Consider the following 15,601-nt stretch of genomic DNA (forward strand, 5'->3'; position numbering starts at 1 on the left):
TCGAGGTAACTGTCTTGCGGGCGCTCCACCGCGGACCCCGAATCGAACGCGAACCGCCTCCGACCGGTGGGGGCGGCGACGGGGACTCGGCGAGGGTGGTTCGGCGGGTCCGACGGAACTATTGTCGGACGATAAGAGGGAGGAGCCGTGAACGTACGCGAACCGGAGAGCGCGGCGGAGGTTCGTGCGGGGAGGGAACTGACGGTCCGGGCGTGGGCGGAGGGCTACGATGACCTCCTCTCGCCGGACGCGCTGTCGACGATAGAGGAGGTGATGCTCGACCAGGGCTTCGAGCGGGAACACGCGGAGTTCACGGGATCGGCGGCCGACAACCGCGCGTTCGTCGCGGTGGCCGACGACGGATCCGAGGATTCGACGACCGTCGTCGGCTGGGCGACCCTGGTGTGGGACGACGAGTGGACCAACGAGTTCGTCGGGGACGACGAGGCTGAGCTGCGCGCCTGTTACGTCGACCCTGAGTACCAGGGCACCGGTGTCGGGGGCGCGCTGGTCGAGGCGGTCCTGTCGCGCGTTCCGGCGGGGCGGGACCGGCTCGTCTTGGAGGCGTTCGAAGCCCACGACGAGAGCCGCGCGTTCTACGAGGGGCAGGGATTCGAGCCGCGCGCGACGGGCGAGATCGTCGTGGTCGGCGAGGCGAACCCGTCGGTCGTCTACGAGCGGGAGTGCTGAGTGCGGCGTCGTCCGCCGTGGGCCGAGCCGACCGGATCTCTCGCGGCGACCGCGTCGACGTCTCCGCCGGACCGACGGGTACAGGTATCCGCCGGAACGACACGCGTGTATGGACGACATCGACGTCGAACCCGTCGACCGGGTCGACGAGCCCGAAGACGAGGAGCCCGACGAGGCCGCCGTCGAACCGGCGGACGCGGACGAGGCGCTGCCCGTCGACGACGACCTCGCCGACCTCCCGGCGGGCGTCGACGCGCCCGACTACGTGCTGTACGGCGGGAAAGGCGGCGTGGGGAAGACGACGATGGCGGCCGCGACGGGGCTCGCCTCGGCCGCGGGCGGCGTCCGGACGCTCGTCGTCTCCACCGACCCCGCGCACTCGCTGTCGGACACCTACGAGACGGAGATCCCGGCCGAACCCGCGCGCATCCGCGAGGACCTGCCGCTGTACGCCGCCGAGATCGACCCCGACGCCGCGATGGAGGAGGGGATGTTCGGCGCCGACGCCGACCCGCTCGGCGGGCTCGGCGAGATGGGAGACGCGATGGGCGGGATGGGCCCCGGCGGCGACATGGGCGACGAAGTCGGCGAAGACGAGGGGCTCGGCGGCCTCCTCGGCGGGACGATGCCGGGCGCCGACGAGGCCGCGGCGATGCGCCAGCTGCTGGAGTACCTCGACGACCCGCGCTTCGACCGCGTCGTCGTCGACACCGCCCCGACCGGCCACACGCTCCGGCTGCTCCAGCTGCCCGAGATCATGGACTCGATGCTGGGGCGCGTGATGAAGCTCCGCCAGCGCTTCTCCGGGATGATGGACGGACTCAAAGGAATGTTCGGCGGGAGCGACGACGAGCCCGACCCGTCGGCCGACCTCGACGAGCTCCGCGAGCGCATCGAGCGCCTGCGGGCCGTCCTCCGCGACCCGGCGAAGACCGACTTCCGCGTCGTGATGATCCCCGAGGAGATGAGCGTCGTCGAGTCCGAGCGGCTGGTCGCGCGCCTCGACGAGTTCGAGATTCCGGTGGACACGCTCGTCGTTAACCGGGTGATGGAGGGCGTCGACGACGTGACTGGGGAGAGCGGCGCCGGCGTCGACCCCGACTGGGTGGTCGAGCCGAACCCGGAGACCTGCGAGTTCTGCGCGCGCCGCTGGGAGGTCCAGCAGAACGCGCTCCGCGAGGCCACCGACCTGTTCCGCGGCCGCGAGGTGAAGCGCGTGCCCCTGCTCGCGAACGAGGTGCGCGGCGAGGCCGCGCTGCGGGTCGTTGCCGCCTGCCTGAACTGACCGCCGCGGCCGGCCCGGCGTCGGGTCGGCGTTACTCGGCCGCGCTCCCGAGGACCCGGTCCCGGACTAACTCGGCGACCCCGGTGAGGTGCGCCTGTCCGAACAGGCCCACCAGCACCGCGCCGATGGTGTTGTAGGTGAGGTCTTTGACCGTGTCTTCGAGCCCGTGCTGCGCGAGCGGCATGTCGATGCCCGTCTCCGTCGCGACGATGTCGAGCCCGAACTCGAACAGCTCCCAGAGCACGCCGAACGCGAGCACGACGACGACGATGAAGACGAACGCGAACCGCGGCGGGATGCGGATGCCGTCGCTGTGGAGGTCGACCGCCCGGAGCGTCGTGTACCCGACCGCGGCGACCAGCGAGGCCGACAGCGCGTGGGTCATGTGGTCCCACCACTCGACCCGGGCGTAGAACCCGGCGGACCCGACGGTGTGGAGGAACACCGCCATCGTGATCCACAGGGCGAGCCACGGGTCCAAGGGGAGGTCGTACCGGCGTTCCAGCGCCGCCGGGACCAGCGTGACGAGGAAGGCGATGATCCCGTTGCTTATCGCCTTCTGCTCGCCGGTGAGGAAGCCGTAAGCCACGATGGCGATCAGGAGGACCTGCATCGCGCCGGTGAGGCGCCGCTGCGACCGGATGGAGGGGCGCGGGAGCAGCCTCATCGCCGCACCACCCGCCGGATGGCGCGGCGGAGGCGGCGCCCGCGTCCGCGGAAGTAGCCGTCGAAGAGGAGCCCCGCCGCGAGCCCCGCCAGCGTGACGTACAGCCACTCGATCATAAGCGCGTCGTTCGTCGTGAGGTACGCCGTCCCGCCGCGCTGGTCGAGGTTCCAGCGCAGTACCGTCCACACCGCCGCCGTCGCCAGCGTCGCCATCACGACGAAGACGACCGCGAACCAGTGGGTCACCCGCAGCGACGTGAACATGTGGAGGTCCACGGTGACCACGAGCGCCAGCGCCGCGATGGCGACGTAGGTGGCGAACGTCCCCAACTCGCCGCCGAACACCGCGCGCACGAGGACCGGCAGCAGCGCGAGGCCGACCAGCTCCGCGGGGAGCATCGCCCGCCAGTCCCGCGCCGCGACCGTCGGCGCGAGGACGACCGCCCCGAGGCCGACGACGATGACCGCCGAGAGGAGGTCGTAGTCGAGCGCGCTCTCGACGAGCACCCCCGTCAGGACCGCGATCATCGTCCACGCCGCGAGCGCGTTGAACCGCCCGTCGCGGACCAGCCGCGCCAGCCGGTCCTCGACGGTCTCCGGCTCCCCGGCGTCCCGCTCGGGGCCGTCACCGCCCCGAGGGCGTCGGTCTCCGTCCATACCCAGGAGGGAGACCGGCGAGAGTTATAACCTGTTGCTCCGGACCGGGCGGCGATTCCGGATCGAGGCCCGACGGGCCGGTCGCACGGCGAACGGACGGCCTTTTACCGCACACGACCGTCCGATCGGTATGAACTGCCGGCGGTGCGGGACCCCGTTGGAGAAGCCCGGGGACTACTGTCTGACCTGTAACACCGCCAACGCCGACGCCGTCGTCGCCGAGTTCGAGCCCGACCGGGCGCGCCTGACGCTGCTCGACGAGGACGACGTCGTGGGCGAGACGACCGTCACCACACGGCCGGAGGACCGGGAGCGGCTGAGCGAGGTCCAACTGCGGAACTTCGCGGGCCGCGTCGCCGACGAGATCCGTCGGAAGCGCCCCGAGACCGTCTACGCAGCCGGGGAGCGCGAGCCGCTCCGCGAGACCCGCGCGCAGCTCCACCACGAGTTCTACCGCGTGCCGGACGGCGGCGCGAGCGACGACGCCGGAGCCGCGGGCGACCCCTCGGACGACGACCGCGAGCCGGACGTGAGCCCGGTCGTCCGCTGGGTGCTCGACAGCCGGGGCGACCGGTCGCTGGCGGTGGTCGAGACGCCGCCGCGGGAGAAGATCGGCGGCTCGCACTCGACGCTCATCGGCGGCCGCAAGGGGCGGAAGGCCGTCCAGACCGTCGCGGAGCACCCGCACGTCAAGAAGATCGTTCCCGGCCCAATCGACGCCGGCGGGACGGGGTCGCGGACCGGGCTCCGCGCGAAGGCGACGCGCGCGGGGACGAACGGCAACGTCCGGCTCCTCTTGCGCGACGGCTCCAGCGTCCAGGAGAACCGGATCGTCACCACGGCGATGGACCGCGAGACCGGTGAGCGGGTCCGCAAGGACCTCAACGAGGCGCTCCGCGACGCCGAACTCCAGGACGCGTAGGCGCGGGGTCGCCGCCGGCCGGGGTTTGTCGTCCGCGGTGCGCACCGACGTTCGGATCCGTCCGTCGATGTCCCGATCCCGGGCGTGACGGCCGGTGCCGTCCGCTGCTGTCCGCCCCTTCTTCGCGGGCTTTTTCACGAAATCGGACGTTTCGAGCGACGTGAGTACCCTCGTCACGCTCGGTGCGGGCGTCGTCTTCGGCCTGGCGCTCGCGGCGCCGCCCGGACCGATGAACGCGGTGATCGCCGAGGAGTCAGTCCTCCGCGGCCGCCTCGCCGGCTTCCGGGCCGGGCTCGGCGCGGCGACCGCCGACGCGATTTTCTTCGTCCTCGCGTACGTCGGCGTCGTCGCGGTCGTCGAGTCGCTTCCGCTGTTACAGGGCCTGATGGTCGCGGTCGGCGGCGTGCTGATGCTGTACTTCGCCGCCGGCGCCGCCCGCGGGGCCCGGGAGTCGTTCCGGCCGACCGCCGGCGAGGAGCCGATGGTCGCGGAGGGGAAGGGGTTCCGCAAGGCGCTGGTGCTCGCCCTGACGAACCCGTACCAGGTGCTGTTCTGGCTGACGATCGGCGTCGGGCTGCTCCGGCCGGGCGAGCTCGACGTGCTCGCGCGGCTCCCCGTGGTCGGGAGCGACCTGGCGGGGACGCTCGTGGTCGCGACCGGCTCGCCGGCGCTCATCGGCGGGTTCTTCCTCGGCGTGCTGACCTGGATCGTCGGCTTCCCGACCGGGCTCGTCGCCGCCGAGCGCCGGATCGAGACGTTCGCGCCGATCGTCGCGGTGCTGTCCGCGGTCGTGCTCGCCGGGTTCGGCGTGTACTTCCTCTACGACGCGGCGACGACGCTGGCCGCCCTCGGCGCGTAGCGGGCGACCGCCCCCGACCGCTCGCGCCCGCCGCCCGGCCGCGTCCGCGCGGCCCGCGACGCGCATGGACAACGGCTTTGACCCGTCGGCGCGACCGCCCGATATGTTCGAGAAGACGACGTGGATCAAGCTCCCGCGGAACGTCCTCGTGGGACACGACGTCATCGACGACCTCGGCGAGGCGGTCGGCGAGCTCTACCTGACGGGGCGGCCGCTGATCGTGACGAGCCCGACGCCGAACGAGATCGCCGGCGACCGCGTCCGGGCACAGTTCGACGACCCCGCGACCGCCGTCGTCGAGGACGCCTCCTTCGACGCGGTCGAGGAGCTGAAGGCGACCGCCGAGGCGGTCGACCCCGGCTACCTGATCGCCCTCGGCGGCGGGAAGCCCATCGACATCGCGAAGATGGCCGCCGACCACCTCGACGTCGGCTTCGTCTCCGTCCCGACCGTCGCCTCCCACGACGGCATCGTCTCCGGACGCTCGTCGATCCCCGAGGGCGACACGCGCCACTCGGTCGCCGCCGACCCGCCGCTCGCCGTCGTCGCGGACACGACGCTGCTCGCGGAGGCGCCCTGGCGGCTCACGACCGCGGGCTGTGCCGACATCATCTCCAACTACACCGCCGTGAAGGACTGGCGGCTCGCCCGACGCCTCCGCAACGTCGAGTACAGCGAGTACGCGGGGGCGCTCTCGGAGATGACCGCGGAGCTGCTCGTCGAGAACGCCGACATGATCCGCCCGGGGTTAGAGGAGTCGGCGTGGGTGGTCGTGAAGGCGCTCGTCTCGTCCGGCGTCGCGATGTCCATCGCGGGCTCCTCGCGGCCCGCCTCCGGCGCGGAGCACCTCATCTCCCACCAACTCGACCGCATCGCGCCCGGCAAGGCGCTCCACGGCCACCAGGTCGGCGTCGCCTCGATCATGACGGAGTACCTCCACAGCGGCGAGAACGGGCGGTGGGCGGCGATCCGCGACGCGCTCGCCGAGCTCGACGCCCCGACGACCGCCGACGAGCTGGGGATCGAGGACGCCGAACTGATCGCCGCCCTGACGAGCGCCCACGAGATCCGCGACCGCTACACCATCCTCCAGGGCGGGATCAACGAGGAGGCCGCCGTCGAGGTGGCGACCGCGACGGGCGTCATCGACCGGTGACCCCGGATCGTCGTCGGGACCGCCCCCGGCTGCGGCGCCCGACCTCGAAAGCGAAATAACCGTGCCGCGACAACCGGTCGTATGGCCACCGCCAGCGTCCGCGACCGGGCCAAAGACCGGGCCCGCGCGATCACCGTACTCCTCACGCTCGTCGGCTACGGCGCGGTCGGCGGCGTCTTCCTCGTCCCCGAGTTCCAGGCGCTGTTCCCGACGCTCACGAAGGGCACCGTCGACCTCCTCGCGCACGCCATCGCCGTCGTCAACACGATGGCCGTGATCAGCCTCTCGCTCGGGTGGTACTGGATCCGCAACGACGAGGTGAAGAAACACGCCGCGGCGATGACGACCTCGTTCGTCCTCATCCTCGTGTTCCTCGGCATGTACCTCCCGAAGGTCGCCGGCGGCGGCACCAAGGAGTTCGTCCTGGAGTCGTCGTACGCGTGGGTACCCCTCTGGGACTGGGTGTACCCGGCGTACCTGGTCATGCTCGCGGTCCACATCGTCCTCTCGGTGGTCTCCGTACCCGTCGTCCTGTACGCCATCGTGCTCGGGCTCACGCACACGGAGCAGGAGCTCCGCACGGAGACGCCGCACCGCCGGGTCGGCCGCATCGCCGCGAGCGCGTGGATCCTCTCGCTCGTGCTCGGGGTCGTCACATACCTCCTGTTGAATCACCTGTACGGGTCGACGTTCGAGGCCGCGGAGGCCGCGGCGGTGCTCCTCCCGGCGCTCCCCGTCTGAGCCGACGGCGACCCCGTCGAATCCGGTCCCGGCCGCCTCCGCCGCCACCGAAACGCTTGAGCGGCGCCCGCGACACCGCTACCCATGACCGACTGGATCGGCGAGACGTTCACGAGCGACGCGGGCTGGAACCACCTCACCGACCTCGTCGACGTCGGCGACCGGATGGCCGGGTCCCCGGGCGAGCGCGAGGCGCTCGAGCTGACCCGCGACGCGTTCGCCGACGCCGGCGCACGAAACGCCGCGGTCGAGGAGTTCGAGATCCAGGGCTGGGAGCGCGGCGACAGCGCGGTCCGGGACGCCGCGAGCGGCGACCCGGTCGCGGTCGGCCCGAACGCCTGTATCGCGCTGCCCCGGAGTCCGAGCGGCGAGGCGACCGGCGAGTTCGTCGACCTCGGCCACGGCGTCCCCGAGGACTTCGAGGCCGACCTGGAGGGGAAAGTCGTCATGGCGTCGTCGGACACCCCCGACTCCGTCGACCGCTTCATTCACCGCCGCGAGAAGTACTACCGCGCGGTCGACGCGGGCGCCGCCGCCTTCGTCTTCGCCAACCACGTCGAAGGGACGCTCCCGCCGACCGGCAGCGTCGGGACCGCGGACGCGCCGATCGGGGCGGTCCCGGCGGTCGGCGTCTCGAAGGAGACCGGCGCCCGCCTCGCGCGCCGGAACGAGGGCGACGAGCTCACCGTCGCGGTCGACTGCGGGACCCCGACCGCGACGAGCGGGAACGCCGTCGCCGAGCTCGGCCCCGACACCGACGAGCACCTGATCGTCTCCTCGCACGTCGACGCGCACGACCTCGCGGAGGGCGCCATGGACAACGGCGCGGGCACGGCGACGATAGTCGAGGTCGCGCGGGCGCTGGCGGCACGCGAGGACGAACTCGGCGTGCGGGTGCGGTTCGCCGCGTTCGGCGCAGAGGAGGTCGGGCTCGTCGGCTCGTCGGTGGCCGCCGAGGCGGCGGACCGAGAGGCGGTCCGCGCCGTCGTCAACGTCGACAGCAACGTGTTCGGGCGGACGCTCCGCGTCGACCACCACGACTTCGACGCGCTGGCGGCCGCCGCCGAGCGCGTGAGCGACCGCTTCGATCACCCGGTGTCGACGGGCGGAGAGCTGGTCCCCCACAGCGACCACTGGCCGTTCGTGAAACGGGGGATCCCGGGGTACATGATCTCGGGCGAGACCGAGGGCCGCGGCCGCGGCTGGGGCCACACCCACGCGGACACGCTCGACAAGCTGGAGTCGCGGAACCTCCGGGAGCAGGCGATCCTGCTGACCGAACTGGTCGTCGACCTCGCCGAGGCGAGCGCGTCGATCCCGCGTCGGGACACCGACGAGATCGCGGCGGCGCTCGAAGCGGAGGGCAAGGCGACCGGGATGAAGCTCACCGGCGACTGGACGTTTTGACGAAGGAAACGTCGGGACAGGGCGATCGAGCAGGACGCCGGAAACCCGCCGCCTTCTCGGTCCTAACTAACAGCAACTTGGTTTGTCTGGAAGTGTTAATTAAGAACTGACGGAAATGTAGACGATGTGCTCGGAGACCGGGAACAACTACCGAGAGAGACTACGCGGCCGTTAGGCCGGTACAGCAAGAACAGTCGCCGAATAGGCGGTGACCGAATCGTTCGGGTCTTCAGCAGTTACGACAAGCGTGGTCTCACCGCCAGGATCAACGGTTTTTGTTTCGGTTTGTGTCACGACCGCGTTCTCGTCATTGCTGACCTCCCAGATGACCTCGGCATCCGTGTCAGCGGTCCTCTCTGAGTTGTTGCTGACGGTGATCGCCAGTTCGTATCCAGTATCAGTGGCAGAAAGATCGGTTGACGCGGAAACGCTCACCATCGGCCCCTCGACAACCATCTCACCGTCAAGACTGGGACCGGACCCGCCGTCAAGACACCCGGCGGTCGCGAGGATCGTTCCGCTAGTTACCAGCGTGGCGATTGATCTCAGTGCGCCGCGACGCGTACTGGCGTTTTCTTCCACTACCCCAAATATCTGGACGAACGCATATAAATCGCTGTGAGGAGAAGGGAGAGTGGAGAGGGGTAGATGGAGCGTGACGAAAGAATCGGGCGAGGGGGGAGATATGGGGAGCGTCGGAGCGGTGGAAAAGGGGAGCGAGAACGTCACGCGCCGAGCGCAAATTCGCTCAATCCGGAGCGCGCCCGTCAGGCGACGACGAACTGGTTCCAGATCCCCTCGACGAGGAAGAACAGCGCGTAGTACGACGACCAGATCAGCACGACGAGCGAGGCGGCGATCGAGCTCTTCGGCGCCTCGATCTCCATGTCGTTGCGGGCCTCGACGTTCCGGGCCTCCAGCTCGAAGAGGTCGGCGATGAACATCGCGAGCACGAGCACGATCAGGATCGTCCCCCGAACGGGCGCGGTGAGGATGTACAGGAACGTCAGGAGGACGAGCCCGACGTTCGTGAAGACGTGGGGCGTGTACGCCTCCACGCTGTCGGCGTCCTGACCCTGTTCGACGTGCCGCCTGTGCGCGAGGTGCCGGGTCGCGAGGTTCGCGACTGTCATCACGAATATCGCGTACGGCAGCGCCGGCCCGACGGCCGACAGCCAGCCGAGGGGTACGAGGAACTGCAGTGGGTCCATATCCACCATTTCCGTTCACGACGTATTAGAGTGTTTCCGATCGGCGCGCCGCCCGCGGGGCGGGTGTCGCCGCCGCGGACGCGGGACGGGCCGCCGCTCACTCCGCCGTCGGCGCGAGGAGATCGACCCGCGCCGCGACCTCGACAGCCACCGCGCGGTGCGGCTCGACGGTCCCGCGCCGCGTCCCGTCGACGACCAGCGCGACCGGCTCCTCCTCGCGCTCGACCGTGACCCTGACGCCGCCGCTCACGACCCAGGTGTCGGGTCGCGTGGTGAACGGCGAGACCGGGACGACCGCGAGGCCGCCGCCCGGCGACACCACCGGCCCGCCGGCCGCCGCCGCGTACCCGTCGCTGCCGAACGGCGTCGCGACCACGGCGCCGTCCGCGCGCACCGACGCCGACTCCCCGTCGTCGAGCGCGATCTCGAACTCGGAGATCCGGGCCGGCGCTGCCGTGACGAACGCGACGTCCGCGACCGCGACCCGTCGCTCGCCGTCGCCGGCGTCGACCGCCAAGAGCGGGTGCCCGACGCGGGAGAACCCCTCGACCGCGTCCGAAGCGTCGTCGAGCCCGTCGACCGCGGCCGCGACCCGCTCGGTCGCACGGTCGAGGTCGACCGCGTGACGGCCGCCGCCGACCGGGAGGATCGGCGCCGGCCGCGCGTCGCTCGCCGCCGCGCGCATCGCCTCCCGAAGCGCGGCGTCCCCGACCGCGACGACCGCGTCCGCCGCTGGGCGGTCGACGAGGCGGGCGCCCGCGGCGGTCGCCGCCGATCGGATCGCCGCCGCCGGGTCGCCGTCGCCGAGAACCGCGAGGCCGCGCGTCGGCTCACTCATGCGCGAGGCTGGGGCGAGCGGCGGTGAAAAGCTCTCGGTTCGTCGGCGGGCGCCGTCGCGTCGCTCGCGGGGGAGGGAAACGAGGGGAGAAACGGAGACGAGCGGTGTCCGGTTCAGTTCGCGGCCGCGTCGTCCTCGCCGTCGTTGAGGGCGTCGCGGAGCTGGCGGCTGGCGGGAATGAGGACCCAAAACGTCAGCGCGCCGAGGATCATGAGCCAGAACAGCACGTCGCCGGCGAGCAGGCCGATCTCGCCGTACGCCGTGTTCACGCCCTCTGCCGGGTTCACGAGCTGCGAGATCTGGTAGTACGACGGCGTCCGGTACCAGCCGCCGAAGGTGATCCACCCGAGACCGCCGATCGTGAACAGGGCGAAGCCCTTCATGAACTCGTCTGCCATTATCTCACGTTTCGCTGGAGTCGTCTTGAGACTTTCCCATCCCTTGTCCGCGGAACCGGGTCCCGAGCACGTACACGGCGGTCCCGAGGACGATGAAGCCCACGCCGGTGATGGCCATGATCGCGACGAGCACGTCCTCCGGCGGGAGGATCCCGGCGTTGTCGAGCAGGTAGACGATGGTCGTCCGGACGAAGCTGATCTGGAGCGTCGCGGCGTCGATGAGCGTGAACCCGATGAAGTACGTGACGACCGCGGCGAGCGTCGAGAAGACGGTGACGGCCTTGTACAGCCGGAACGGGACGACGACCTCTCGGCCGCTCGGTCCGTCCCGCGGGCCGGTCGGCTCGTTGCGCGGGTCGGCGTCGTCGTCGGCCGCGATCGGGTCGCCGGTCTCGTCGAACGCCTGCGAGGCGTCGCCGTCTGTTGAGGATGACATGTGTGACACGGGAAGGCGGAACGGTGACCGCGACCGCGCGTCGGTCACGGGGTCGCGGCGGGCGGGTCTCGGCCGCTTACTTCGGCGGGCGCAGCATGTAGTACCGGCGGTTGAGGTCGTACATGTACCCCTCGCGCATCGTCTTCAGCACCGCGTAGGTGATAACGCCGCCCGCTATCGGCAACATGAACACGAGCGAGAACAGCAGCTCGAGCGGGACCGAGAAGAAGTTCTGGATGGCCAGCACCGCGAGCGTGAACGCCAGGATGACCCCGGTCACGCCGAGCGCGGCCCAACCGGGCTCCTCGACGGGGCGGCGCGCGTTCCCCTTGTTGAGGAAGGGGACGAGCGTGATGACGCCGAAGATGGCGCCGTGGGCCACGAGCCCGTACAGCTCGTTGGACATGATGATGTTCCCGCCCAGCACGGCGAGCTCGGGGTTGATCGGGCTGAGCTTCAGCAGGCCGAACGACCAGTAGAGGTACCAGTCGGGCAGGATGATCGCCGGCGTCGACCCGGGGTTCGCCGGGTCCCCGAAGTGCGAGGGGAGGATCGAGGCCACGAGCAGGATGATCCCGAGGAAGAACGAGGTGATAGCGAGGTTACGGATCGTCTCGTGGGGCCACGTCGGGAAGCCGAGCACGTCGCGCTCGACGTACGTCGACTCCGTGCGCAGGTCCTCGTCCTCGCGCCGGGAGCGCTCGAAGTACTGGTAGGTGAGCTGGGCGAGCCCCTGGCTGCGCTCCTTCCGCTCGGACCAGGTCGGCGTCTCGTCGTCCGGCGGGACCGTCGCCGGCGGCCCGCCGTCGGTCCGCGCCTCGTCGTCGGTGCCTCCGTCCGTCATTGGGGTGGTGTCGTCGGTCATTGGATTAGTGCGGCTCCGCGATGCCCTGCACCCAGACGATGCCGACGTGGATCGCGATGAGCGCGGTGACCACGAACGGCAGCACGAACACGTGCAGGATGTACATTCTCACGAGCGTCGCCTGTCCGAGGGTGAACCCGCCGAACAGCAGCTGGGCCGCCCACTCACCCACGATGGGGGTCGCGAGCGCCAGTTCGACGCCGATCTGCGCCGCCCAGAAGGACAGCTGCTTCCACGGGAGGACGTACCCGGAGAACCCGAACAGCAGCGTCAGGGCGATGAGCACGACGCCGAGGATCCAGTTGACCTCGCGCGGCTCCTTGTACGCGCCGGTGAAGTAGACGCGCAGCATGTGGAGGAACACCGCCGCCACCATGAACTGCGCCGCCCAGCGGTGGATCGACCGGAGCATGAAGCCGAACTGGACGTCCTGCATGATCATCACCATCGAGTCGTACGCGGCGGTCGGGTCGCCCTGCGCCGCCGCCCCCGCGGTCGACGGCGCATAGTAGAACCCGAGCATGGCGCCGGACACCGCCGCGAGCAGGTACGCGATGATGGAGAGGGACCCGAGCGAGTACAGCGGGTACCAGTACCAGAACTTGTTGTCGAGGTCGTACTGTTCGGTGTGGCTCTTCGGCATCTGGAGGTTCGCGCGGTAGTACATCGTCTCCAGCAGTTCGAGGTAGTCGACGATGCGGAGCCGCTTGTCCAGCCAGATGAGCGTCGTCAGGAACGCCGTCTCGATGGCGGTGAGGTCCTGGCTCTTGAGCCACGCGTTGTGGTCCATGTCGTCTTGTTTTTTCAGACTCATTGTCAGATCACTTCTTGTAGTACGGGTACACCGCGCGTTTCAGCGTCTCCGTCAGCCCGCCGGTGTCGATGCCCTTGCCGTCTTTGTCCTCTTCGCGGACGTACAGGTCCTCCCACTTGCGGCGGCGCTTCTTCACGATCATCACGTCCGGAAGGAACTCTTTCCGGTACAGGAGGAGGATGAACGCGAGATCAATAAAGATGAAGGCCAGGAGCGCGCCGACGTACATGTTCCCCGCCTCCGTCGACGCCCACGCGGACATCAGCCCGTAGGTGAAAAGCGAGACGAAGACGACCTCGATGACCGTGAGGAGGACGATCGCGATCGCGGCGGCGGTGCTCTCGCGGGCCGGCTCGTACCGATGGATGTCCCCGTACGAGGAGTTTCCGGAGCTCATCTCGCACCCCCGTGGCCGGTGTGGGCCGACTCGCCGTACTTGAGCATGTAGAACGTGAACACGAACGTCATTCCGATTCCGAGTATCGCCGAGATGCCGACCCAGTGGGCGTGGAGGGGGACGCCGACCTTGGCGATGTCCTCGGGCCACCCGGTGTTCGCCCCGCCGGTCTCGACGGTGGCGACGTCCTCGCCGACGGCGATGCCGCCGTGCATGCCGACCGCGGTGTGGGGGACGCAGTGGTAGTGGGTGATGCCGGCGTCCTCGCTCGACGTCTCGTACTCGTAGGTGTACCCCTCCTCGCCGACGGGGTCTCCGCTGTCGAGGCTGGCCGGGCCGCCGTCCTCGACGGTCTGGACGTTGTGGTCGCCGCCCGCGCCCGTCCACTCCCAAGTGATCGTCGTCCCCTCGTCGACCCACACGAGGGTCGGGTCGAACGCGAGGCCGTTGCTCCCGGCGCCGACCGAGATGGTCACCGAGTCCTGGCCGCGGGCGTCGGTGTACGACCCGACGTTTCCGCTGGCCGCCCCGCTGGGCCAATCGGGCTGTACCTCCTGTGCAGCCGCCGTTCCGGTCGCCCCGGCGGAGGCCGCGACGGCGGCGGTCGCGCCGCCGGCCGTCCGCACGAAGTCCCGCCTTTTCATACGGTTTCACTCAGGACGGGCGCCGCTTAAACCCTCCGACTGAAACCGCCGACGTGGAGGAGGTTGGAGGGGCTGAGACCGTCGAAATCGGCGTAATTACTCGTCTCGGTCGCGGTCGGTCGCGGCGGCGTCGCCGTCGGTCACGACGCCGTCCTCGACGGGCACGAATTCGGGCCGCTCCTTCGCCTCGCGGAGCGCCCGGAGCCGCTCCCGGTACTCCTCCGAACGGAACCGGTCGGAGAGCCGCGCGTTCGCCACCATCGCGAACAGGAACACGCCCACCAGCAGGAAGACGATCCCCATCACCGGAGCGACGATGGTCCCGAGGTCGGCCACGGCGCTCGCGACGAGGAGCGCGGCGCCGGCGAGCACCTGGATCGCGGCGACGGCCTGTACCACGAGGTTCCCGAACTCGCCGGAGCCCTCGGGGACGCTGTCCGGGTGCGGGAGCGACCAGTCCTCCGGCGGCTCGGGCACCTCGTACGAGTCCATCGCCGCGAGCGCGACGACCGGCTCGATGTCCCGGAGCACCGTCCCCTCGCCGCGGACCTCGCCCGTGGGGCGGATGATCGCGTACCCCTCGTCGGAGTAGACGAGGATGCGTTCCTCGCCGTCCTCGCGGACGCGCTCCAAGACGCCGAACACGTCCCGGGTCGCGATCCGGGACTTCAGCTCGGCGTCGACGCGGTCTAAGAGCCGGTCGCCGGTGATCCACGTGTCGGGGTCGAACGCGGCGTCCCACTCCTCCGCGCTCATCCGAGCCATGTCGGACGGGCCGAAGTCGTCGAAGTCGTACTCCGACTCGACCCGCTCGCGGAGGGCCTCGATGTCGGTCTCGTCGTCCCGAGTCTCCTCGTCGGCCGCCGAGCGCCCTCCGTCCTCGCCCGTCGGCCCGGGGTCGTCCGGGCCGTCGGGGGCCGGATCGACCGGCTCCTCCGGCGGCGACTCCGACTCCGACCGCGTCGAGGTGTCCTCCATCACCCCGACGGTACGTGCTCCTGACGCTAACTGTTTTCGTCCGCGCCCGGCCGCCGGGGCGTCGCGAGTCGGCGACCGCGTCGCCGGACGCGGATCGCGGGGCTTTACGCGCCGGAGCACGTACCCGTCGACATGGTCGACGAGTCGGTCATCGCGGCGCTCGCCGGGGTGTCCGTGACGACGAGCCTCCCGTTCCTCCTGTACGGTGCCTGGATCATGATCGACGCGGAAACGGTGTCGTGGAACGTGCTGATGCGGCACCTCCGGTACATCCTCGTCGGGCTGGTGCTCACGACGGTCCCCATCGTCACCTGGATGATCCCGCGCGTCCTCGACCAGGTGAGCGGGATGGCGATCCTCCACGCGTTCTTCGGCGTTCAGGCGTACGCCCTGCTGGCGTTCGCGCTCACCGGCATCGTGCGGATCTTCCAGGCGAAGCGGAACGCGGACGCCTACGAGGACCCCAGCGTGGACATCGACGAGCTCCACGAGGACATGGGCCACTGGCGGAAACGCCTCAGGGCCGGCGTCGCGGGGTTCATGCTGCTGTGGCTGTGCGCGTGGGTGACCGGTCTCTACCGGCTGGTCACGCTCCACTTCGGGTCGGCGTTCTAGGCCCGGTCTCCCCGACCAACAG

Annotated in this window: 20 protein-coding genes; 8 read left to right on the plus strand and 12 right to left on the minus strand. The window is 70.2% G+C overall.

Annotated features, from left to right (window positions below; all coding sequences use genetic code 11):
• The first annotated feature begins 147 nt into the window (after positions 1 to 147).
• Together AMR74_RS08325 and AMR74_RS08330 are read left to right on the plus strand one after the other, a co-directional pair.
• Complete coding sequence (locus AMR74_RS08325; protein ID WP_053771610.1) at positions 148 to 690, plus strand: GNAT family N-acetyltransferase; 543 nt, start codon at positions 148 to 150, stop codon at positions 688 to 690.
• Between the two features lie 109 nt (positions 691 to 799).
• Positions 800 to 1,975 (plus strand): ArsA family ATPase, encoded by a 1,176-nt coding sequence (locus AMR74_RS08330; RefSeq protein ID WP_053771611.1) that lies wholly within the window; start codon positions 800 to 802, stop codon positions 1,973 to 1,975.
• 31 nt (positions 1,976 to 2,006) lie between these two features.
• Here AMR74_RS08330 and AMR74_RS08335 read toward each other — a convergent pair whose 3' ends face one another.
• Complete coding sequence (locus AMR74_RS08335; RefSeq protein ID WP_053771612.1) at positions 2,007 to 2,642, minus strand: hypothetical protein; 636 nt, start codon at positions 2,640 to 2,642, stop codon at positions 2,007 to 2,009.
• Positions 2,639 to 3,298 carry a hypothetical protein gene (locus AMR74_RS08340; protein WP_053771613.1) on the minus strand — a complete coding sequence of 220 codons (660 nt, stop codon included), beginning with the start codon at positions 3,296 to 3,298 and terminating at the stop codon, positions 2,639 to 2,641. The genes AMR74_RS08335 and AMR74_RS08340 overlap by 4 nt, the downstream gene beginning before the upstream one ends.
• 130 nt (positions 3,299 to 3,428) lie before the next feature.
• Here AMR74_RS08340 and AMR74_RS08345 point away from each other — a divergent pair, with 130 nt between their 5' ends.
• The 5 genes from AMR74_RS08345 to AMR74_RS08365 all read left to right on the plus strand — a co-directional run bounded on the left by AMR74_RS08345 (position 3,429) and on the right by AMR74_RS08365 (position 8,383).
• The gene (locus AMR74_RS08345) at positions 3,429 to 4,220 is read left to right on the plus strand and encodes a DUF2103 domain-containing protein (protein WP_053771614.1); all 792 of its coding nucleotides are present in this window, start codon (positions 3,429 to 3,431) and stop codon (positions 4,218 to 4,220) included.
• Between the two features lie 160 nt (positions 4,221 to 4,380).
• A complete protein-coding gene (locus AMR74_RS08350; RefSeq protein ID WP_053771615.1) occupies positions 4,381 to 5,079 on the plus strand; it encodes a LysE family translocator in 699 nt (232 codons plus the stop codon).
• A gap of 103 nt (positions 5,080 to 5,182) precedes the next feature.
• Entirely contained in the window at positions 5,183 to 6,235 is a 1,053-nt protein-coding gene (locus AMR74_RS08355) for an NAD(P)-dependent glycerol-1-phosphate dehydrogenase (protein ID WP_053771616.1), read from the plus strand.
• A gap of 81 nt (positions 6,236 to 6,316) precedes the next feature.
• Positions 6,317 to 6,976, plus strand: coding sequence for a DUF420 domain-containing protein (locus AMR74_RS08360; RefSeq protein WP_053771617.1), 660 nt, complete (start codon positions 6,317 to 6,319; stop codon positions 6,974 to 6,976).
• An 84-nt stretch (positions 6,977 to 7,060) separates the two neighbouring features.
• Entirely contained in the window at positions 7,061 to 8,383 is a 1,323-nt protein-coding gene (locus AMR74_RS08365; RefSeq protein ID WP_053771618.1) for a M28 family peptidase, read from the plus strand.
• Between the two features lie 171 nt (positions 8,384 to 8,554).
• On the opposite strand, the gene AMR74_RS08370 is transcribed toward AMR74_RS08365, so the two are convergent.
• The 10 genes from AMR74_RS08370 to AMR74_RS08415 form a co-directional block, all read right to left on the minus strand.
• A complete protein-coding gene (locus tag AMR74_RS08370; RefSeq protein WP_053771619.1) occupies positions 8,555 to 8,965 on the minus strand; it encodes a hypothetical protein in 411 nt (136 codons plus the stop codon).
• 185 nt (positions 8,966 to 9,150) lie between these two features.
• On the minus strand, positions 9,151 to 9,594 hold the full coding sequence (locus AMR74_RS08375; protein WP_053771620.1) for a DUF7313 family protein: 444 nt from the start codon (positions 9,592 to 9,594) through the stop codon (positions 9,151 to 9,153).
• Positions 9,595 to 9,691: 97 nt separating this feature from the next.
• Complete coding sequence (locus tag AMR74_RS08380; RefSeq protein WP_053771621.1) at positions 9,692 to 10,432, minus strand: NAD(+)/NADH kinase; 741 nt, start codon at positions 10,430 to 10,432, stop codon at positions 9,692 to 9,694.
• Between the two features lie 113 nt (positions 10,433 to 10,545).
• On the minus strand, positions 10,546 to 10,830 hold the full coding sequence (locus AMR74_RS08385; RefSeq protein WP_053771622.1) for a DUF7314 family protein: 285 nt from the start codon (positions 10,828 to 10,830) through the stop codon (positions 10,546 to 10,548).
• A 4-nt stretch (positions 10,831 to 10,834) separates the two neighbouring features.
• Positions 10,835 to 11,266 (minus strand): DUF7315 family membrane protein, encoded by a 432-nt coding sequence (locus AMR74_RS08390; protein WP_053771623.1) that lies wholly within the window; start codon positions 11,264 to 11,266, stop codon positions 10,835 to 10,837.
• Positions 11,267 to 11,342: 76 nt separating this feature from the next.
• The gene (locus AMR74_RS08395) at positions 11,343 to 12,131 is read right to left on the minus strand and encodes a cytochrome b (protein WP_053771624.1); all 789 of its coding nucleotides are present in this window, start codon (positions 12,129 to 12,131) and stop codon (positions 11,343 to 11,345) included.
• A gap of 4 nt (positions 12,132 to 12,135) precedes the next feature.
• Positions 12,136 to 12,945, minus strand: a complete 810-nt coding sequence (locus tag AMR74_RS08400; RefSeq protein ID WP_053771625.1) for a cytochrome b — start codon at positions 12,943 to 12,945, stop codon at positions 12,136 to 12,138.
• A gap of 7 nt (positions 12,946 to 12,952) precedes the next feature.
• Positions 12,953 to 13,342, minus strand: coding sequence for a DUF7318 family protein (locus tag AMR74_RS08405; RefSeq protein ID WP_053771626.1), 390 nt, complete (start codon positions 13,340 to 13,342; stop codon positions 12,953 to 12,955).
• Positions 13,339 to 13,986, minus strand: a complete 648-nt coding sequence (locus AMR74_RS08410; RefSeq protein WP_053771627.1) for a halocyanin domain-containing protein — start codon at positions 13,984 to 13,986, stop codon at positions 13,339 to 13,341. Before AMR74_RS08410 ends, AMR74_RS08405 begins: the two co-directional genes overlap by 4 nt.
• Before the next feature lie 96 nt (positions 13,987 to 14,082).
• Entirely contained in the window at positions 14,083 to 14,964 is an 882-nt protein-coding gene (locus AMR74_RS08415) for a DUF7319 domain-containing protein (protein WP_053771628.1), read from the minus strand.
• Positions 14,965 to 15,096: 132 nt separating this feature from the next.
• Here AMR74_RS08415 and AMR74_RS08420 point away from each other — a divergent pair, with 132 nt between their 5' ends.
• Positions 15,097 to 15,579, plus strand: a complete 483-nt coding sequence (locus tag AMR74_RS08420) for a DUF7321 family protein (RefSeq protein WP_053771629.1) — start codon at positions 15,097 to 15,099, stop codon at positions 15,577 to 15,579.
• Positions 15,580 to 15,601 lie beyond the last annotated feature (22 nt).

Origin of the sequence: Halorubrum tropicale (genome assembly GCF_001280455.1) — an archaeon.
GTDB classification, from domain to species: domain Archaea; phylum Halobacteriota; class Halobacteria; order Halobacteriales; family Haloferacaceae; genus Halorubrum; species Halorubrum tropicale.